The following is an 18,028-nucleotide window of genomic DNA, read 5'->3' as shown; positions in this document are numbered from 1 at the left end:
CCCTACTCATCCAGAATTGTTGACAACATCATGATTGCTATAAAAACAATAGCGGCTCGCGCAAGGTGTGTAGGGGTCGCAGGCCTTTTTGGTTTGTTTTTTCACTCGCTGGCGCTGGCTGCCCTGCCGATCCAGCACTGGACGCAGCCCAATGGCGCCAAGGTTTACCTGGTCGAAAGCCCGGCGATTGCCATGCTGGACGTGCAGATCGACCTGGACGCCGGCAACCGGCGTGACCCTGCTGACAAAGCCGGCCTGGCCAGCATGATGGCCGGCCTGCTGGAAAAAGGTGTGCGTGCCAGCAATGGCTTGGGGCCAGACGGAATTTGTGGAGGGCTGTGTGTTCCCGAGCCGGCGCTCGATGAAAACGCACTCAGCGAAGCCTGGGCGGATCTGGGCGCGCAGTTCGGTGCCGGCACCACGTCCGACCGCCTGAGCTTTTCACTGCGCACCCTGACCGACCCGGCGCTGCTGGACAAAGCCGCAGCGCTGGCCGCACGTGAGATCGCCGAGCCGGCTTTTCCCGAAGCTGTGTGGCAACGCGAGCGCGCACGCCTGCAGGCCTCGATCCGCGAGTCCTATACCCGCCCGGCCAGTGTTGCCGGCCGCGCCTACACACCGGCGGTATACGGCACGCATCCCTATGGTTATGAAGTCACGGAAGAAAGCCTGACGCGCATCAGCGTGGGCGACATGCGCGCCGCGCACGCCACTGGCGTGACGGCTTGCCGCGCGCGCATCAGCATGGTGGGCGCCGTGACGCGCGCGCAGGCTGATGCCATCGCTGCAAAATTGCTGTCACGCCTGCCGAAAACGGCTTGCGCCAGCCTGCCGCCATTGCCGGCCGTGGCCGAGGTCGCGCCGCTGGCCGCACCGGTTGAAAAACGCATCCCCTTTGCTTCAGCGCAGGCGCAGGTGCTGATCGGCCAGCCGGGCTACAAACGCTCAGACCCGGACTACTTCGCCCTGACGGTGGGCAATTACATCCTGGGCGGCGGCGGTTTTGTCTCGCGGCTGGCCAGTGAAGTGCGTGAAAAGCGCGGCCTGACGTATGGCGTGTCGAGTTATTTCTCACCCGCCTTGCATGCGGGCGCCTTCACCATCAGCATGCAGACCCGGCCTGACCAGGCTGCGCAGGCCGTGGACCTGGTGCGCAAAGTGGTGGCTGACTTTGTCGCCAATGGCCCGCTGGAGACAGAGCTCAAGGCCGCGAAGGACAACCTGGTCGGCGGCTTTGCCTTGCGCATTGACAGCAACCGCAAGCTCCTTGACAACGTGTCGAGCATTGCCTGGAACGACCTGCCCCTGAACTACCTGGATACCTGGACGCAGCAGGTCGACAAGGTCACGGTGGCCGATGTCAAGGCGGCTTTTGCACGCAAGCTGCAGCCTGAAAAAATGGTCACTGTTATCCTTGGCGCCGCACCATGAAGTACACGCCCGCTCCCACCCCAGCTCCCGCCACCCCCAAAAACCCGCGCGCCAAAAGCGGCAAAGTGGTGGGCCGCAAAACCGTGCCGCCGGGCGAAATCCGCATCATCGGCGGCTTGTACAAACGCACCAAATTGCCGGTGCCCAGCAAGCCGGGCCTGCGTCCCACGCCCGACCGCGTGCGTGAAACCCTTTTCAACTGGCTGGGCCAGGACCTGACGGGCTGGCGCTGTATCGACGTGTTTGCCGGCACCGGCGCGCTGGGCTTTGAGGCCGCGTCGCGCGGCGCGGCCGACGTGCTGCTGTGCGAGCAGGACCCGGCGCTGGCGCAACAGCTCAAGACGGTGCAGGCCAGGCTCAAGGCCGACATGTGCCGTATCGAGCGTGGCGACGGACTGAGCGCCTTGAAACGCGTTGCGCCGGGCAGCCTGCAACTGGTGCTGCTCGACCCGCCTTTTGAGTCCACCCTGTACGAATCCACGCTCAAAGCCGCAGCGCAGGCCATCGGTCCGACCGGCGTGGTTTATCTGGAGGCGCCCAAACCCTGGACGGATGAGGAACTGCTGCCGCTGGGTTTACAGGTGCACCGCAGCGGCAAGGCAGGCGCCGTGCATTTCCACTTGCTGGCCGCTCTGGGTACGCCAGCGGGCTGAACCGCCGGCCAGGCCTTGCCTGCCTCGTGGTTACAGGGCGGCAATTGGCGGCAAAAAGGGTGGGGCGGGCATAATTCCTCCTATGGCCACCTCCCGCACCGCTGTTTATTCCGGCACGTTTGACCCGTTCACCTTGGGCCATGACGACGTCGTGCGCCGTGCTGCCGGGTTGTTTGACCGGCTTGTCATTGCCGTGGCCACTGCCCACCACAAGAAAACCCTGTTTTCACTGGAAGCGCGTGTGGCGCAGGTACAGGCGGCAACCCAGGGCATCGCTGGCGTCACGGTGCTGCCGTTTGACGGCCTGATCATGGATTTTTGCACGGCGCAAAAGGCCTCAGCCGTGGTGCGCGGAATCCGCAACATCACCGACTTTGACTACGAAGCGCAGATGGCGGCCATGAACCGCAAACTGCGCCCCGAGGTGGAAACCGTGTTTCTGTTGCCCGACGCACCGCTGCAATGCATCAGCAGCACGCTGGTGCGCGAGATCAGCAAGCTGGGCGGCGACATCAGCCAGATGGTGAGCCCGGCGGTGGCGTCGGCACTGGCGGCGGCGCACGAAGCCGCAAAGGGGCGCTGACATGGCCCTGATGATCACCGACGAGTGCATCAACTGCGACGTCTGCGAACCCGAATGCCCCAACCAGGCGATTTACCTGGGCAAGGAAATTTACGAGATCGATCCGCACAAATGCACGGAATGCGTGGGCCATTTCGATGAGCCCCAGTGCGTGCAGGTTTGCCCTGTGGCCTGCATTCCCATCAACCCGCAGCACATTGAAACGCGGGAAACCCTGTTTGAAAAATACCAGCGGCTGCAAACCATTATTCCGGTGGTCACGGCCCGGTGACCTGATTCCGTCGGGGACATGGGTTTTCGAGCCTGGTACCTTCCCGGCAGCACAAATTTATAGCCAAACAGGCCTCTGGACTAACAGGGGTGAGCGCAAGCAGCTATAAAAATAGTAGCACTCCACCTTTTGCGTGGTGTGCCCGGCTCGGCTGAATTTCAGTCTTCGATATCCACTTTGCGCGGCGGTTTCGGCCGCGGTGGCGTGCTGGTGTGGATCATCATCGTGGCTTTTTCCATCTCGCCCTTGAGCAGTTCCGGCACGGCCTTGATGCAGCGGGCAATGCAGTCTTCAATCGCCACGCGGTGCTCTTGCGAAGGTTTTTTCAGCACCCAGTTGACCACCTCGGCCTTCACGCCCGGGTGGCCCACGCCGATGCGCAGGCGCCAGTAGTCGGCCGTGCCCAGCTGCGCATGGATGTCGCGCAGGCCATTGTGGCCGGCATGGCTGCCGCTGAACTTGAGCTTGACCTGGCCGGGCACGATGTCCATCTCGTCGTGCGCCACCAGCACTTCCTCGGGTGCGACCTTGAAGAACCGCGCCAGCGCCGCCACCGACTTGCCGGACACGTTCATGAAGGTGAGTGGTTTGAGCAGCCAGACGTTCTGGCCGTTCACCGTGATGCGGGCCACCTGGCCGTGGTAACTCTTGTCCAGGCTCAGCGGGGCTTTCAGCTCCTGCGAGAGGGCGTCGATAAACCAGAAACCGGCGTTGTGGCGGGTGGCTTCGTATTCAGGGCCAGGGTTGCCTAACCCGACAAACAATTTGATCATTTGGAGATTTCCATCCGCCCAATTCTAGGGGCGTGTCTGTCGTGCTTCGCATCCCTGGGGTTGAAGGGATAAGGCTGGTCAAGAAAAACGGCCCTTGTCCTGCGGGAGGACAAGGGCCGCGAGCCTTTTCAGGCCTGAGCGTGAAGTGGGTTAATTACTTCTTGGCGGCAGGCTTGGCAGCGTCGGCCTTGGCGCCGGCTTTGGCTTCCTTGGCGGCCGCAGCTTTAGCGGCTTTCGGATCCACCGGTGCGGCTGCTGCAGCGGCTGCTGCGGCATCGGCCTCGGCTTCTTCGGAAACGGCAGACACCGACACCAGAACCGGGTTGTCCTGGCCCTTGGCCACGAACTTCACGCCCTTTGGCAGGGTGATGTCCTTGATGTGCAGCGGCGAGCCCTTCTTCAGGCCCTTCAGGTCGACGGCGATGAATTCGGGGATGTCTGCAGGGAAGCAGGACACGGTCAGCTCGGTGATCACGTGGTTGACCAGGCAGTTCTCCGTCTTGACGGCTGGAGACTCTTCTTCACCGCTGTAGTGCACAGGCACTTTCACGGTCATCTTGGTCTTGGCTTCCACGCGCTGGAAGTCGATGTGCAGGATCTGCTGTTTGTACGGGTGCATTTGCAGGTCGCGCAGCAGAACCTTGTGTTCTTTGCCTGCCAGTTCCATCTGGAGGATGGAAGCATGGAACGCTTCTTTCTTGATGGCGTGGAACAACGCGTTGTGATCGATTTCGATCAGCGTGGGTTCACCGGTGCCACCGTAAACAATACCGGGCGTACGGCCGGTGATGCGGAGACGGCGGCTCGCACCCGTGCCCTGCTTTGCGCGCTCAAAAGCGACGAATTTCATAATCAACTCCAATAAAGAACGGACCGCGACCAGTCTCGTTCTGGTTTAAAAAGCTGCTTTTTCCTGACGATGAACATCGTGAGGCGAGGGCAGCTACCTTTTTGTTTCAGATCAGAACAGGTTGTCCTGGTCCGAAAACAAACTCATGACCGACTCTCCCTTGGCGATGCGCTGAATGGTTTCAGCGATCAGCGGCGCCACGGAGAGCTGGCGAATCTTCTTGCAGCTTGCTGCATGGGCGCTCAGCGGAATGGTGTTGGTGATCACCACTTCATCGAGTGCGTCGCCCTGGGCGATGCGGTCAATGGCCGGGCCCGAAAAAATCGGGTGCGTGCAATATGCGTAAACCTTCTTGGCGCCGCGCTCTTTCAGCACTTCAGCCGCCTTCACCAGCGTGCCGGCCGTGTCGATCATGTCGTCCATGATGACGCAGTTGCGGCCTTCAATGTCGCCGATCACGTGCATCACTTCAGACACGTTCGCCTTGGGGCGGCGCTTGTCGATGATCGCCATGTCGCAGCCCAGCTGCTTGGCCAGCGCCCGGGCGCGCACCACGCCGCCCACATCGGGCGACACGACCATCAGGTCGGCGTAATTCTTCTGGCGCAAGTCGCCCAGCAACACCGGCGACGCATAAATGTTGTCGACCGGAATATCAAAAAAGCCCTGGATCTGGTCGGCATGCAGATCCATCGTCAAAACACGCGACACGCCCACGGCCTGCAGCATGTTGGCGACCACCTTGGCTGTAATCGGCACCCGCGCCGAACGTGGGCGGCGGTCTTGCCGGGCATAACCGAAATACGGGATCACCGCGGCGATGCGCTCGGCCGAAGCCCGTTTCAACGCATCAACCATGATCAGCAGTTCCATCAGGTTGTCGTTGGTCGGCGCGCAGGTCGACTGCACCACAAACACATCACGGGCCCGGACGTTCTGCTGGATCTCGACGGTAACCTCACCATCCGAAAAACGGCCGACATGGGCTGCACCCAGTGAAATGCCCAGGTGCTGGGCGATGTCGGAGGCCATGCTCGGATTGGCATTGCCGGTGAAAACCATGAAGTCGGGATGGTGCGTTTGCATGTGGGGCCCAGCTGCTACAAGGACTTGAACGTGGCTGAAATTTTTATCGAAGCAAAATACGCACGGGACAACACGTTGCAACGGGCTTGGCAGTGAGCGCCGCTTGCCTGGCGTGTTTCCAAAAACACACAGACCCGCTGATACACATCACGCGGGTCTGTCAGGAGTCACACGGGCCCGCTCCGGGCGGGACCGCAACACCGGGGCTACGGCCCACGGCGAGTAATTTGGCAGGGGTGGAAGGATTCGAACCTGCGAATGCCGGAATCAAAATCCGGTGCCTTAACCAGCTTGGCGACACCCCTACACAGGACAGTTGTTGTTGCCAACAACAGACCTATAAACTTTTCCATTTAGGTCGCTTGAAAGCGCATTTCAAAGAGCGGTTATTTTACCAACCAGCCAGAGGATGCGCCTCCAAATTGCTGCATGTCCGGACTATCCAGTCATCAGGCAAACCTGAAAGATCCGTCAAATCCGTGCCATGCGGCAGTTGCGCAAATACAGCACTTCCGGAGCCGGTCATGCGCCCTTGAAGATGTTTCGTTTTCAGCCAGTTGATCGACTGGCCAATCTGCGGGCACATCTCCTGCGCTACCGGCTGCAAGTCGTTGCGGCCGAATCCGAAATCAACCGATCTCAAAGGGCCTTCAGCATTTGCAGCAAAGCCTTGGATTGTAGCAGTTTCTGTGTCGCGTTTGAGCCCCGGCGCACCGAAAATTCCTGGTGTGGAGACACCGGCAGGGGGCTTAACCACCACAAAACGGGCTGGCGGCAAGGCCAGCGGCGTGATTTTTTCACCAATGCCTTCCACCCAGGCGTGGCCACCGGACAGGAAAAAGGGGACATCGGCGCCCAGCGACAGGGCGATGGCTTGCAGTGTTGGGGTCGGCAGGCGCACACCCCAAAGCCGCTGCAGCGCCAGCAGGCAGCTGGCTGCGTCGGATGAACCCCCACCCATGCCGGCTTCTGAAGGGACGCTTTTTTGCAGGCCGATGTGAACGCCCAAAGACGTGCCGCAAGCCGCTTGCAGCGCCCTGGCTGCCTGTACACACAAGTCCTCGGCGGGCAAGGCCTGGGACTCGCCGGGGTTGCCCTCGTTGAGTTGGCGAAGGTCTTCCCGGGTGATCTGGCCATCGGCGCGCAGTTCAAAGTGCAGGGTGTCGCACCAGTCGATCAGCATGAATGCGGATTGCAACAGGTGGTAGCCGTCGGGCCTGCGTCCGGTGATGTGCAGGAAAAGGTTCAATTTGGCGGGCGCCGGCACGTCATACAGGGCTTTGAGCGGCTGCGCGGCGTGTGGGACGGGGGCGGTATGAGTCGTCATGAACTGGTGTCGCCAAAGCAATAACAGGAACCGGGAGCGTGAAAGTACGGGAGGCCTTGCGGCGAAGCCGGGGCATTCACCCCGGAATTATTGGTCAAGGACAACACGCAGGTCGGCTGGGGGCGCTGGCTGCACCCGCCTGGCCGTGATGCGGCCTTCGGCGTAACGGGAAAGGTCTGCAGACCAGCCGCTGACGCTGGCATTGTCGCCCTGCAGCCAGGCAAAGAGCGCGGTCACCGGGACGGCCGCACCTGTCGCCTGGGCCATCAGCTCATCCACCGAAGAAAATCGCTGGATCTTGCCATTGCCTGAGTCGAGTACGGCTTCACCGGGCGACCAGCGGAGCACACCCAGCACGCTGCCCAAAGGACTGATCAGCGAGAGTTCGCCGCGCTCGGGTTGGCCCTTGAGCTCGAAGCTCGCCGAAAAAGACTGCACAGGTTCGCTTTGGACCTGCAGGCTGATACGGCCTGTCCGAAGCTCATTTTTTGAGTCATTTGTGCCCGCAAGCCTTTGTGGTTGAGCGCAACCAGCTATCAAAAAAGGAGCAATAGCGCAGGCGCACACCAGACCCAGACGGGTCAGGTGGATACGCAGTACAGGCGGCAGGACGCGAATTCCCGTCACAGCTTCACGCGCAGGCGCTTGAGCGTCTCGAGCAGGGTCTCGTTTTCGGGACTCAGCAGCCGGCCTTCTTTCCAGATGGCCACGGCGCGGTCACGCTGGCCTGTTGTCCAGAGCACTTCACCGAAGTGGGCCGCGATTTCGGCGTCCGGTTTGGCTTTGTAAGCGGCTTCAAAGATCTTGATGGCTTCCGAGGTGTTGCCCATTCGGAATTCGACCCAGCCCAGGCTGTCCTTGATGAATGGATCGGCGGGCGCATATTCGAGCGCTTTGCGAATCAGATCACGCGCTTCCGGCAGGCGCACGCTGCGATCCGCAAATGAATAGCCCAGGGCGTTGTAGGCGTGGTGGTAGTCGGGCTTGAGCTGGATGACGCGCCGCAGCAGACGTTCCATTTCATCCATCGAACCCAGCTTTTCAGCCATCATGGCCTGGTCGTACAGCAGTTCGGTTTCGTCGGGGTTCCTGGCCAGGGCTTGCGCCAGCACATCATGGGCCAGCTGGTACTGCTTGAATTCGCGGAGCAGGCCTACTTCCGCGTTCAATTTCAGTCTTGCGTCTGCAGCGTTGCGTTCGGGGAGCTTGCGGATCAGCTGGCGTCCTTCTTCCAGTTTGCCCTGGCTGGCCAGGATAGAGGCGCGCCGGGTTTGGGCCTGGGTCAGGTCAGCGGAATTTTCAATCCTGGCCAGCCAGCTTTCTGCCGCCGCATAGTCCTTGCGTTTTTCGGCCAGTTGGGACAGCGAGAGGTAGGCCTGGGCCAGGCCGCGGTTGCGCTCGCCTTCGGCTGTCTGCTGCTGGGCCAGGGTGACGTAGCGCTCCAGCGAGGTTTGTGCCTGTGCCAGCTGGTTGTCCTGCAATTGCAGGGAGCCCAGTACCAGCCAGCCTTCGGGAAGCTCGGGTTTTTCGCGGGTCACCACTTGCAGCTGGGCGGCGGCTTCGGCGTAGCGCTGGGCATCCAGCAGCGCGCGCGCATAGGCCATCCGCACTTCGGGCAGGGCTTTGGCGTTGCCTTCAAAGTATTTGCGGACCAGATTTTCTGCTTCAGGCTGTTTCGGGTCCATCAGTTCCAGCCCGACCAGGGCCGGGCCTTCGGAGAGCGGGCCTGCAGCCTGTGCGCGCCTGGCTGCCGCAAGCGCGCCGTTGCTGTCGCCGGCGGCCAGCCGCATACGCCCCACCGTGGTCCAGGCGGCGCTGGCGGTGGCGGGACTGTTCAGGTAGGTGGCCAACGCTTCTTCGGCCACCGTGCTGGCCAGCTTTTTGTCGGGAACACGCGCGTAAATCCGGGGTACCGCAGTCAATGCCGCAGCGCGTTCCATTTCCGGAGCAAGCCGGATTTCGGTTTGCAGCGGTTCGGTCGTGTCGGCAATCCGGTTCAATGCCACCAGGATCTGCAGGACATAACGGTTTGCCTCGCGCGAGGCGGGCTGCTCTGCCTTCCAGGCCTGGGCTGCCTGCAGTGCGGCATCGCCAGAGCGCGACTGCAGTGCGATGTCCGTAGCGCGCTGGTAGAGCTGCGCATCGCCGGTTTTGCGGGCGGCGTCCAGCATGAGCGCAAATCCTGCGGCGGGCTCGCCTTCCTGCAGGGTCATTTCACCCACCAGCAGCTGGTAAAAAAGGGCCCCATCCAGCTGCGATGATGGAGTCGCTTCCTGTGCGGCTTTGGCCTCGACAAGCGTTGAGGGCGCAGCCAGGAGCGGTTCTTCGGTCTGCGCCAGGACCAGGGGAACAGCCAGCCACAGGCCGCTGATGGCAAGGCCAATTTTTTTCTTCATCGAACCATGATAATTGAAGCTTCCCGGCTGCGCTGCCGCTTTACGCCGCGGCCCTGATCTTCGGCTGGCCCACCGCTGCCTTCTTGCGCCATGCAGCAGCGCCCTTATTTACAAAACCATGCCTGAGCTGCCAGAAGTTGAAGTCACCCGGTTGAGCTTTGCGGACCGTATCGCCGGCGCCGTCATTGAGCGCGTCCAGATGGGCAAGCCCCTGCGCTGGCCGCTGGGCTGCGCGCCGCACAAGCTTGCCGGCCAGAAGGTGCTGGCAGTTCGCCGTCGCGGCAAGTATCTTTTGGTGGACCTGAGCAACGGGCTGCTGCTGATCCACCTCGGAATGTCCGGCAGTGTGGCTTTTGGCGACGGTTTCCCCGCCTTGGGCAAGCACGACCACTTTGAAATGGCCACCAGCCAGGGGACTTTGCGTTTGAACGACCCGCGCCGGTTCGGGGCTGTGGTGTATGCCAGCGATGAAGGCGCGGCTGCCGCCCAAAAGCTGCTTGGCCGGCTCGGCGTCGAGCCGCTGACTGACGCTTTTGACGCGGAAAGCTTTCACCAGGCGCTGAAACTGCGGCAAACGGCGATCAAGCAGGTGCTGTTGGGCGGGGAGGCCGTGGTTGGTGTCGGCAATATTTATGCGTCGGAAGCCCTTTTCCTGGCTGGAATCCGGCCGACCACCCGGGCAAACCGGATCAGCAAGCCCCGCGCGGCCTTGCTTCACGGGGCGATCCGCCAGGTACTGGCCCAAGCTGTTACAAAGGGGGGGAGCACCCTGAGAGACTTTTCGAATGCACAGGGTGAATCGGGCTATTTCCAGCTGGAAGCCATGGTTTATGACCGCGCCGGCCTGCCCTGCCGGGTGTGCGCAGCACCCGTGAAGACCCTCCGGCAGGGGCAAAGGTCCACTTTTTACTGTGCGAATTGCCAGAAACCTTGAGTCCGTAGACGCGCCAATGGTTCTTTCGGGTTTGCGATGCTATATTGACCGACACACTTTACGGTAGACCGATGTCTTTTAACGAACAATTTGACCAGCACGGCACGTGGCGGCGCGAATTCGCATTGCGCCTGAAACTGCTTGCAGAGTGGATGAAGGACCATGACCTGCTGGATGCAGCGGTTGAGGAGCGCCTGCAGCGGCTCGAGTCACAGGTACGTTCCGACAAGGTCATGGTCGCCTTTGTGGCCGAATTCTCGCGCGGCAAGTCCGAGCTCATCAATGCGATATTTTTCGCCGGTTATGGCCGCCGCATCATGCCGGCGAGCGCTGGCCGCACCACCATGTGCCCGACCGAGCTGGGCTACGACGCGGATGTGCCCCCCTGCCTGCGCCTGTTGCCCATCGAAACGCGCCTGCAGAAGCAGGCCCTCATGGAGTGGCGCGCGGTACCCGAAAAATGGACGCGGATCGATCTGGACGTGAATGACCCGGCGCAACTGGCGCAGGCGCTCGAGAAAGTGGCCGAAGTTCGCCATGTCACCCAGGACGAAGCCCGTTCTCTTGGGTTCTGGCATGACAGCAGCCCGGAAGACAACCCGCGCGTAGGCGCTGACGGCCTGATAGAGGTGCCCAAGTGGCGCCATGCACTGATCAATATTGCGCACCCGCTTCTCAAACAGGGCCTGGTCATCCTGGATACGCCGGGTCTCAATGCCATTGGCGCAGAACCCGAATTGACGGTGAGCCTGATCCCCCAGGCCCATGCCGTGGTGTTCATCCTGGCGGCCGATACCGGTGTTACCAAGTCCGACCTTGCCATCTGGCGCGAGCATTTGATCACCGACGGTGACGGCACCGATGCGCGCCTGGTGGTGCTCAACAAGATCGACACCCTTTGGGATGCGTTAAGCACGCCCGAACAAGTACAGGCACAGATCGACAAGCAGCGTGCAACATCTGCTGAAATCCTGGGCCTGCCTGAATCCCAGGTCATTCCCGTATCGGCCCAAAAAGGGCTGGTGGCCAAGGTCACGCGAGACAAGGCCTTGCTGGAAGCCAGCCACCTGCCGGCCCTCGAGCTGGCATTGGGGCAGGGCGTGATGGGACAGCGCCAAAAAATCCTGCGTACTGCGGTGTCGGGCGGTATCAGCGAACTCCGGACCGAAGCGGGGCGGGCCATGCACATCCGCCGGCGCGATCTGGCCGAACAGATGATTGAGTTGCGTGGCCTGAGAGGAAAGAACGTCTCGGTCATCAAGCACATGCGCAGCCGCATCGAGCAGGAGCAGGCTGAGTTCGACACCAGCGGCTCGAAAATTCACGCGGTACGTTCTGTCCACCTCAAATTGCTCCGTGACGTATTCAATCTGCTCAGCACGCCGACGCTCAAGGCAGAACTGGCCGAGCTGACGCATGCCCTGAAGCAGCCGGGCATCAAGCTGGGCGTCAAGAAGGCTTATGGCCAGACTTTTTCCCGCCTTCGCGAGGGACTGCAGAAGTCGCAGATCATGAGCAGTGAAATCCAGTCCATGTTGACTGCCTCCTTTCGCCAGCTCAATGCCGAGTTCAGTTTTTCGCTGCAGGCGCCAAAAGAGCCGGAGCTGATCCGCTATGAACACGACCTGGAGCAAATTGAGCGCAGCCATTTGCAATATCTTGGTGTGGGCAATGTTCTGAAACTTTCCCAGCCGGAATTTTCCGAGAGGCTGGTACGTGCCCTCGCCACGCGCCTGCGGGTGGTCTACGAATCCGCCCTTGGCGAAGTGGAGCTCTGGAACAAGTCAGCGGCATCGCAGCTTGATGCGCAGTTGCGCGAGCGGCGGCGCAATTTCGGCCGCAGGCTTGAAGCTATCGAGCGCATCCAGCAAGCGGCGTCTGGTCTGGATGAACGGATCGCTGAAATCGATATCCAGGAGCGCGTACTCGATGAGCTGGACAACAAGCTCACGGAGCTGACTTCCCATCTGATGGGCTCTTCAACGCAGTCCAAGACGCCGGATGGTGCCGCTACTGCAGAAAATGCCGCGGTGCCCGAGGCTGCCTGAGCGTTGACGCGGTCGCGACCCACCAAGACCCCTTCGGGGCGGAAATCGGTTGCTGTGAAGCAAACGGCCTCATGCCAGTTGCCCGGATTTTCCGGGGAAATTGTGCGCTGGCAGGCTTCGCACGGACGCAATAGCCTTCCCTGGCAAAACACACGCGATCCCTACCGCGTGTGGCTGTCTGAAATCATGTTGCAGCAGACTCAGGTCGCAACGGTTCTGGATTATTACGCGCGATTCCTTTCACGCTTCCCGACGGTGAAGGAGTTGGCTGCGGCTTCCGAAGACGATGTGCTGGGTCTATGGAGCGGGCTGGGTTATTACAGCCGTGCGCGCAATCTGCACCGCTGCGCTCAGGATGTAGTGGCATTGCATGCCGGGCAATTTCCGGAGACGGCCGAGCAGCTCCAGACCCTGCCAGGCATAGGCCGTTCAACCGCCGCGGCCATCGCCTCGTTTTGTTTTGGCGAACGTGTTGCGATTCTGGATGGCAACGTCAAACGGGTGCTAACGCGGGTTCTGGGTTTTTCCGCCGATCTGGCTCAAAGTGCCAATGAACGGGCGCTTTGGAACACGGCTGCAGAGCTGCTGCCTGAGCAGGACCTGCCCGAAACCATGCCGCGCTATACGCAGGGACTGATGGATCTGGGTGCCACGATTTGCGTGGGCCGCCAGCCCCAGTGCCTGTTATGCCCGGTACAAAACCTGTGCCGCGGTTTTGCAGCCGGTGATCCCGGCAAATATCCCGTGAAGACACGAAAGCTCAAGCGCAGTGCGCAGTCGCTGAGTCTGTTGTGGGCGCAGAAGCCGGATGGTTCGGTCTGGCTTGAAAAGCGCCCCAGCCGGGGAATCTGGGGTGGGCTTTACTGCCTGCCGGTTTTCGAGAGTGATGAGGCACTGACTGCGGATTTGCCGGCTTCCTTGCGGGAAAGGCTCGATCCACTGCCAGGTTTTGTCCACGTGCTGACACACAAGGACTTGCACCTGTCGCCGTGGATCGCAGGTTTTCGGGCCGGGCAAACCATGCCCAGGTCTCTGGTTTCGGATGAACGGCCCGGTGCGTGGTTCGGCCCCGCCGAATGGCCTGCACTGGGGCTGCCCGCGCCCATACGCAAACTGTTGGAACGGGACGCCTAGGCCTGCCCGCTGTACTGGAAGGTGAGGCCGTGCCCAGCCTTATCTGGACTCAAACGGCGTCGAGCTCGCGATGCCGCTTCAGCGTTCGCCATTGTTGGCCGAAAGCTGCGGCCAATTCCTCGACAAGGTAGACGGAACGGTGTTGGCCACCGGTGCAGCCGATGGCCACGGTCACATAACTCCGGTGGTCACGTACCAGTGCATGCAGCCAATGGCTGAGAAACTGCTCGATATGGCGGAACATGTCGTCCACTTCCGTGTGGGCCTTGAGATAGCTTGCCACGGCCTCATCAAGCCCGGTCAGGTGGCGCAGACCCGACTCATAGTGCGGGTTGGGCAGCATGCGAACGTCAAACACGTAATCCGCGTCCAGCGGCACGCCCCGCTTGAAGGCAAACGACTCGAACACCAGCGTGAGCTGGGTGCTGGGAGCGGAGATCAGCGACTTTACATAGCCCTGTAGCTGTGATGAGCGGATCATGCTGGTGTCGAGCACGTGGGCCTGCTCGCGCATTTCGCCCAACAACTCCCGCTCCAGCTCTATGGCGTCTACCAATGCCCGGTGCTGGTCGGAAGCGTCAATGCGCGACAGAGGGTGAAGCCTGCGCGTTTCGGAAAAGCGGCGCACGAGAGTTTCCGTGTTTGCATCCAGGAAGAGTGATTGCACCGCCACGCCGGAGGCGCGCAACTGTCGCAGCTGCTGGGGTACCAGGGGAAGCGAGACTGCGCTTCGCACGTCCATGGCAATGGCAACTTTCTGGGCGCCGTGCTGCTGCTCCAGTGCGACGAAGGGCGTCAGCAATTCCGGTGGAAGGTTGTCCACGCAGTAATAACCGGCGTCTTCCAGTGCATGCAGGGCAACCGATTTTCCGGAACCCGACATGCCGGTGATAAGAACCATTTCCAGTGCTGCCATCACTGTCCCAGCATTTCCTTGGCGTGGGCTAGCGTGGTGCCGGAAAGCCGCTCACCGCCGAGCATGCGGGCGATTTCAGCCACGCGCTGTTCCCCATTCACATGGTCTACGGTACTGAGGGTGGTGCCGTTTTCGGCTCGCTTGGCAACGACAAGGTGCTGGTCGGCACAGGCCGCTACCTGCGGCAGATGGGTGACAGCCATGACCTGCCGGTCTTTACCCAGTTGTTTCATCAGCCGTCCGACGGTTTCGGCCACGGCACCCCCCACGCCCGAATCAACCTCATCAAATATGAGCGTTTGCGCCTGCCCCAACTGGCTGGTGGTGACGGCGATGGCCAGCGCGATGCGCGACAACTCGCCGCCGGAGGCGACCTTGCCCACGGGGCGAGGTGTGCTGCCGGCATGGCCCGCTACCAGGAACTCGGCTTGCTCCAGCCCGTGCTGGGCTGGTTGCTCAAGTTTGTTGAGTGCCACGTCGAATTTTCCGCCCTGCATGCCGAGGCCCTGCATGGCCTGGGTAATGGCTTTGGCGAGTTTGGGTGCAGCTTTGTTGCGCGCCTTCGACACCTGCCCGGCTTCGTCCAGGTAGGCTGACTTTGCCTGGCTTTCGTTTTTTTCCAGTTGAACCAGATCGGCGGCTTCGTCGAGTTTGTGCAGCTCAGCCCGCCAGGAGGCCAGCAGTTCGGGCAGTTCGGCCGGGGTGCGCTTGTAGCGCCGTGCCAGGCTGACCCACAGCGAAAGACGTTCGTCGAGTTCGGCCAGCCGTTGGGGTTCCAGCTCGGCATGCCGTGCATAGCCGTTGAGTGAATGCACCGCATCTTCCATCTGGGCCAGAGCGCCATTTAACACCTCAAGGATGCCCTTGAACTCGGGTTCGATGTGTTCCTGGCCTTGCAACGATGCAATGGCCCGTCCCAGCAGTGCGGTGGCGTTCTCGTCAGACTCCTGCAGTGCGTCGACGGCGGCCTGTACGGCATCGCGCAGAGCCTGCGCGTTGGACAACCGCCCATGCTGGGCATTTAGCTCGTCCCATTCGGCGGCCCCGGGCGCCAGCTTGTCGAGCTCGCCGATTTGCCATGCCAGCCGTTCGCGTTCGCGCTGCAGGCTGTCTTGCGCTTCGCGTGCTTCGTTCAACGTTTTTTGGGCTAACCGCCATTGTTGCCAGAGGCGTGACAACTCGCCGGTAGAGACTTCCGCATAGGAGTCGAGCAAACCGCGTACCGCGTCGGGACGGGTCAGGCTTTGCCACGCATGCTGGCCGTGGATGTCCACCAGCTGGTCGGCGATGTCCTTGAGCTGGGTGGCTGTTGCCGCGCTGCCATTGATCCAGGCGCGGCTTTTACCTTGCGCGTCTATCGTGCGCCTGAGCAGCAGGGTTTCGCTGCTGTCGAAGCCGGCTTGTTCCAGCCAGGGGGCCAGGCCGGCGGGGCTGTCAAACTCTGCGCTGATTTCGCAGCGTGCGGCACCTTCGCGAACCACACCAGCATCGGCTCGGGCGCCCAGCGCCAGCTGCAGTGCGTCAATCAGGATCGATTTGCCCGCACCGGTTTCACCGGTGAGCACCGAGAAGCCGCTGGACAAATCCAGCTCAAGCTTGTGGACGATGACAAAGTCGCGAAGCGATATGGTTTTGAGGCTCATAACTTGAATCCTGGCCGGTCAGGCCACGCCTTCGTTCCAGTGCAGCTTTCTCCGGAGTGTGTCGAAATAGCTCCAGCCTTTGGGATGCAGGAAACGCATTTGGTGTTCGGAGCGCCTGACAGTGATGCGGTCGCCATGCAACAGACTGGCCAGCGACTGCATGTCGAAGTTGGCGCTGGCGTCGCGGCCAGAGACGATTTCAATGGTAATTTCGCCCGAGTCCGACAGCACAATGGGCCTGTTGGACAAGGTATGCGGTGCAATCGGCGCCAACACCCAGCCGGCAATCGATGGGTGCAGCAAGGGCCCGCCCGCTGAAAGGGCATAGGCCGTGGAGCCGGTCGGCGAAGCGATGATCAGGCCGTCCGCACGCTGGTTCGCCACAAAGCGGCCATCCACTTCCACGCGGAGTTCCACCATACCGGCGGTCGCTCCACGGTTCACGACGACGTCGTTCATGGCGGTGGCACTGAAGACGCACCTGCCGTCACGCACGACCTCGGCCTGCATCATCCAGCGTCGATCTTCTTCATACTCGCCACGCAACATGGGGATGAGTGTGTTCTGGTAGTCCTCAAAGGCGATATCGGTGATGAACCCCAGCCTGCCCTGGTTGATGCCCACCAGGGGGATGCCGAATTGGGCCAGCAGCCGGCCTATACCCAGCATGGTGCCGTCTCCCCCTACGACGAGGGCGAGGTCGCACTGGGCCCCTATGCCGGCTGCGTCAAGAGTCGGGAACCGGGTCAGGCCGGTGTTGCTGGCTGTGTCCTGCTCGATCGCCACCTCGCAACCCTGGGTGCCCAGGAAGTGTGCGATCTCCTCCAGTGCTGACCGGGAACCTTGTGCGTGGTACTTGCCGATCAATGCGACATGGCGAAATTGCGACTTCATCGGCAAATTACATCACAACATGGCAACCGAAGCTTCGTAGAATGGCACCATGCTTGATGATCGTGCCCGATTGCTGCTGAAAGCACTCGTTGAACGCTACATTGCCGATGGACAGCCGGTAGGTTCGCGTACGCTCTCCAAAGCTTCCGGCCTTGAACTGTCTCCGGCCACCATACGCAATGTGATGAGCGACCTGGAGGAGCTTGGCCTGATTGTCAGCCCGCACACCTCGGCAGGGCGTATTCCCACAGCGCGGGGTTACCGGCTCTTTGTCGACACGATGTTGACTACCCAGCGCGACTCCTTGTCGTCGTCGGGCCATATCGGTGCGCCGCGGCTGGCACCTGATCAACCCCAAAAAGTACTCAGCAATGCGGCACACATGCTGTCGAGCCTGTCGCAATTCGTGGGTGTCGTCATGGCGCCACGCCGGACGTCGGTATTTCGCCATATCGAGTTCCTGCGCTTGTCCGAAAAACGTTTTCTGGTGATCATCGTCTCGCCCGATGGCGATGTGCAAAACCGGGTTATCTTCACCGAGGCGGACTACACGCAGTCCCAATTGGTTGAAGCGGCCAATTTCCTCAATTCACATTACGCCGGCATGGCGATCGAAGAGGTGCGGGAGCGCCTGAAGAACGAGGTGGAAGCCCTTCGCGGTGAAATCGCTACGTTGATGCAGGCGGCGGTGAAGGTCAGCTCGGAGGCCATCGAATCGCGCGACGAGGTGGTTATTTCCGGCGAACGCAATTTGCTGGCCGTCAGCGACTTCTCCAGCGATATGGGTAACCTGCGCAAGCTCTTTGATCTCTTCGAGCAAAAGGCGCAGCTGATGCGGCTCCTTGATGTTTCGAGCCGCGCCGAGGGAGTCCGGATTTACATCGGCGGCGAAAGCCAGGTCATTCCGTATCAGGAGCTGTCTGTGGTGACGGCCCCTTATGAAGTCGACGGACAGGTAGTGGGAACCCTAGGCGTGATAGGGCCCATGCGTATGCCCTACGAAAAAATGATCCAGATTGTCGACATCACCTCCAAGCTGGTGAGCACCGCGCTCAGCCATAGCAAGTAGGCCCTTACAATCGATCCCTT

At 61.1% G+C, this 18,028-nt stretch carries 17 protein-coding genes and 1 tRNA gene; 8 read left to right on the top strand and 10 right to left on the bottom strand.

Annotated elements, in window-relative coordinates:
• Positions 1-30 precede the first annotated feature (30 nt).
• The 4 genes from AC1DVV_RS13180 to AC1DVV_RS13165 all read left to right on the top strand — a co-directional run bounded on the left by AC1DVV_RS13180 (position 31) and on the right by AC1DVV_RS13165 (position 2,938).
• On the top strand, positions 31-1,431 hold the full coding sequence (locus tag AC1DVV_RS13180; RefSeq protein ID WP_477702242.1) for a M16 family metallopeptidase: 1,401 nt from the start codon (positions 31-33) through the stop codon (positions 1,429-1,431).
• Positions 1,428-2,084, top strand: a complete 657-nt coding sequence (gene rsmD, locus AC1DVV_RS13175; protein ID WP_457282199.1) for a 16S rRNA (guanine(966)-N(2))-methyltransferase RsmD — start codon at positions 1,428-1,430, stop codon at positions 2,082-2,084. Before AC1DVV_RS13180 ends, rsmD begins: the two co-directional genes overlap by 4 nt.
• 82 nt (positions 2,085-2,166) lie before the next feature.
• Positions 2,167-2,667: a pantetheine-phosphate adenylyltransferase gene (coaD, locus tag AC1DVV_RS13170; protein ID WP_477666670.1), complete on the top strand. Its 501-nt coding sequence runs from the start codon at positions 2,167-2,169 to the stop codon at positions 2,665-2,667.
• A 1-nt stretch (position 2,668) separates the two neighbouring features.
• On the top strand, positions 2,669-2,938 hold the full coding sequence (locus AC1DVV_RS13165; RefSeq protein WP_457282197.1) for a YfhL family 4Fe-4S dicluster ferredoxin: 270 nt from the start codon (positions 2,669-2,671) through the stop codon (positions 2,936-2,938).
• A gap of 158 nt (positions 2,939-3,096) precedes the next feature.
• Here the strand turns inward: AC1DVV_RS13165 and pth are convergent, their stop codons facing one another.
• From pth to AC1DVV_RS13130, 7 genes are all read right to left on the bottom strand, one after another.
• Positions 3,097-3,711 carry an aminoacyl-tRNA hydrolase gene (gene pth, locus AC1DVV_RS13160; RefSeq protein WP_477690314.1) on the bottom strand — a complete coding sequence of 205 codons (615 nt, stop codon included), beginning with the start codon at positions 3,709-3,711 and terminating at the stop codon, positions 3,097-3,099.
• A gap of 154 nt (positions 3,712-3,865) precedes the next feature.
• Entirely contained in the window at positions 3,866-4,561 is a 696-nt protein-coding gene (locus AC1DVV_RS13155; RefSeq protein ID WP_431098044.1) for a 50S ribosomal protein L25/general stress protein Ctc, read from the bottom strand.
• A gap of 111 nt (positions 4,562-4,672) precedes the next feature.
• Positions 4,673-5,647: a ribose-phosphate pyrophosphokinase gene (locus AC1DVV_RS13150; RefSeq protein ID WP_457282195.1), complete on the bottom strand. Its 975-nt coding sequence runs from the start codon at positions 5,645-5,647 to the stop codon at positions 4,673-4,675.
• A 228-nt stretch (positions 5,648-5,875) separates the two neighbouring features.
• Positions 5,876-5,952: transfer RNA gene (locus AC1DVV_RS13145), tRNA-Gln, on the bottom strand.
• 86 nt (positions 5,953-6,038) lie between these two features.
• Positions 6,039-6,974, bottom strand: a complete 936-nt coding sequence (gene ispE, locus AC1DVV_RS13140) for a 4-(cytidine 5'-diphospho)-2-C-methyl-D-erythritol kinase (protein WP_477666672.1) — start codon at positions 6,972-6,974, stop codon at positions 6,039-6,041.
• Positions 6,975-7,061: 87 nt separating this feature from the next.
• Entirely contained in the window at positions 7,062-7,541 is a 480-nt protein-coding gene (locus AC1DVV_RS13135; protein WP_457282275.1) for an outer membrane lipoprotein LolB, read from the bottom strand.
• A gap of 56 nt (positions 7,542-7,597) precedes the next feature.
• On the bottom strand, positions 7,598-9,370 hold the full coding sequence (locus AC1DVV_RS13130; RefSeq protein ID WP_477666674.1) for a tetratricopeptide repeat protein: 1,773 nt from the start codon (positions 9,368-9,370) through the stop codon (positions 7,598-7,600).
• A gap of 118 nt (positions 9,371-9,488) precedes the next feature.
• On the opposite strand from AC1DVV_RS13130, the gene mutM reads away from it, so the two are divergent.
• The 3 genes from mutM to mutY all read left to right on the top strand — a co-directional run bounded on the left by mutM (position 9,489) and on the right by mutY (position 13,486).
• Positions 9,489-10,304: a bifunctional DNA-formamidopyrimidine glycosylase/DNA-(apurinic or apyrimidinic site) lyase gene (mutM, locus tag AC1DVV_RS13125; protein ID WP_457282192.1), complete on the top strand. Its 816-nt coding sequence runs from the start codon at positions 9,489-9,491 to the stop codon at positions 10,302-10,304.
• 71 nt (positions 10,305-10,375) lie between these two features.
• Positions 10,376-12,352: a dynamin family protein gene (locus tag AC1DVV_RS13120; RefSeq protein ID WP_457282191.1), complete on the top strand. Its 1,977-nt coding sequence runs from the start codon at positions 10,376-10,378 to the stop codon at positions 12,350-12,352.
• Between the two features lie 54 nt (positions 12,353-12,406).
• Entirely contained in the window at positions 12,407-13,486 is a 1,080-nt protein-coding gene (gene mutY / locus AC1DVV_RS13115; protein WP_477666675.1) for an A/G-specific adenine glycosylase, read from the top strand.
• 49 nt (positions 13,487-13,535) lie between these two features.
• On the opposite strand, the gene rapZ is transcribed toward mutY, so the two are convergent.
• From rapZ to AC1DVV_RS13100, 3 genes are read right to left on the bottom strand one after another with little or no spacing between them, the layout of a single operon-like run.
• On the bottom strand, positions 13,536-14,402 hold the full coding sequence (rapZ, locus tag AC1DVV_RS13110) for an RNase adapter RapZ (protein ID WP_477666676.1): 867 nt from the start codon (positions 14,400-14,402) through the stop codon (positions 13,536-13,538).
• Positions 14,402-16,045 (bottom strand): DNA repair protein RecN, encoded by a 1,644-nt coding sequence (gene recN / locus AC1DVV_RS13105; protein WP_477666677.1) that lies wholly within the window; start codon positions 16,043-16,045, stop codon positions 14,402-14,404. Before recN ends, rapZ begins: the two co-directional genes overlap by 1 nt.
• 18 nt (positions 16,046-16,063) lie before the next feature.
• Positions 16,064-16,939 carry an NAD kinase gene (locus AC1DVV_RS13100; RefSeq protein WP_477666678.1) on the bottom strand — a complete coding sequence of 292 codons (876 nt, stop codon included), beginning with the start codon at positions 16,937-16,939 and terminating at the stop codon, positions 16,064-16,066.
• 49 nt (positions 16,940-16,988) lie between these two features.
• Here AC1DVV_RS13100 and hrcA point away from each other — a divergent pair, with 49 nt between their 5' ends.
• The gene (hrcA, locus tag AC1DVV_RS13095; RefSeq protein ID WP_457282186.1) at positions 16,989-18,008 is read left to right on the top strand and encodes a heat-inducible transcriptional repressor HrcA; all 1,020 of its coding nucleotides are present in this window, start codon (positions 16,989-16,991) and stop codon (positions 18,006-18,008) included.
• The last annotated feature ends 20 nt before the right edge of the window (positions 18,009-18,028 follow it).

It is taken from the genome of Polaromonas sp. P3_B4, assembly GCF_056402835.1.
The sequence above is the reverse complement of the archived record's forward strand: the minus strand, read 5'-3'. Positions and strand labels throughout refer to the sequence as shown.

What these genes read in the sequence shown, in the direction of transcription:
- ispE (WP_477666672.1), bottom strand. Translation starts at nt 6,974, where the DNA reads ATGACGACTCATACCGCCCCCGTCCCACACGCCGCGCAGCCGCTCAAA.
- AC1DVV_RS13165 (WP_457282197.1), top strand. Translation starts at nt 2,669, where the DNA reads ATGGCCCTGATGATCACCGACGAGTGCATCAACTGCGACGTCTGCGAA.
- hrcA (WP_457282186.1), top strand. Translation starts at nt 16,989, where the DNA reads ATGCTTGATGATCGTGCCCGATTGCTGCTGAAAGCACTCGTTGAACGC.
- mutM (WP_457282192.1), top strand. Translation starts at nt 9,489, where the DNA reads ATGCCTGAGCTGCCAGAAGTTGAAGTCACCCGGTTGAGCTTTGCGGAC.
- coaD (WP_477666670.1), top strand. Translation starts at nt 2,167, where the DNA reads ATGGCCACCTCCCGCACCGCTGTTTATTCCGGCACGTTTGACCCGTTC.
- AC1DVV_RS13100 (WP_477666678.1), bottom strand. Translation starts at nt 16,939, where the DNA reads ATGAAGTCGCAATTTCGCCATGTCGCATTGATCGGCAAGTACCACGCA.
- pth (WP_477690314.1), bottom strand. Translation starts at nt 3,711, where the DNA reads ATGATCAAATTGTTTGTCGGGTTAGGCAACCCTGGCCCTGAATACGAA.
- rapZ (WP_477666676.1), bottom strand. Translation starts at nt 14,402, where the DNA reads ATGGCAGCACTGGAAATGGTTCTTATCACCGGCATGTCGGGTTCCGGA.
- AC1DVV_RS13120 (WP_457282191.1), top strand. Translation starts at nt 10,376, where the DNA reads ATGTCTTTTAACGAACAATTTGACCAGCACGGCACGTGGCGGCGCGAA.
- recN (WP_477666677.1), bottom strand. Translation starts at nt 16,045, where the DNA reads ATGAGCCTCAAAACCATATCGCTTCGCGACTTTGTCATCGTCCACAAG.
- AC1DVV_RS13180 (WP_477702242.1), top strand. Translation starts at nt 31, where the DNA reads ATGATTGCTATAAAAACAATAGCGGCTCGCGCAAGGTGTGTAGGGGTC.
- rsmD (WP_457282199.1), top strand. Translation starts at nt 1,428, where the DNA reads ATGAAGTACACGCCCGCTCCCACCCCAGCTCCCGCCACCCCCAAAAAC.
- AC1DVV_RS13150 (WP_457282195.1), bottom strand. Translation starts at nt 5,647, where the DNA reads ATGCAAACGCACCATCCCGACTTCATGGTTTTCACCGGCAATGCCAAT.
- AC1DVV_RS13155 (WP_431098044.1), bottom strand. Translation starts at nt 4,561, where the DNA reads ATGAAATTCGTCGCTTTTGAGCGCGCAAAGCAGGGCACGGGTGCGAGC.
- AC1DVV_RS13130 (WP_477666674.1), bottom strand. Translation starts at nt 9,370, where the DNA reads ATGAAGAAAAAAATTGGCCTTGCCATCAGCGGCCTGTGGCTGGCTGTT.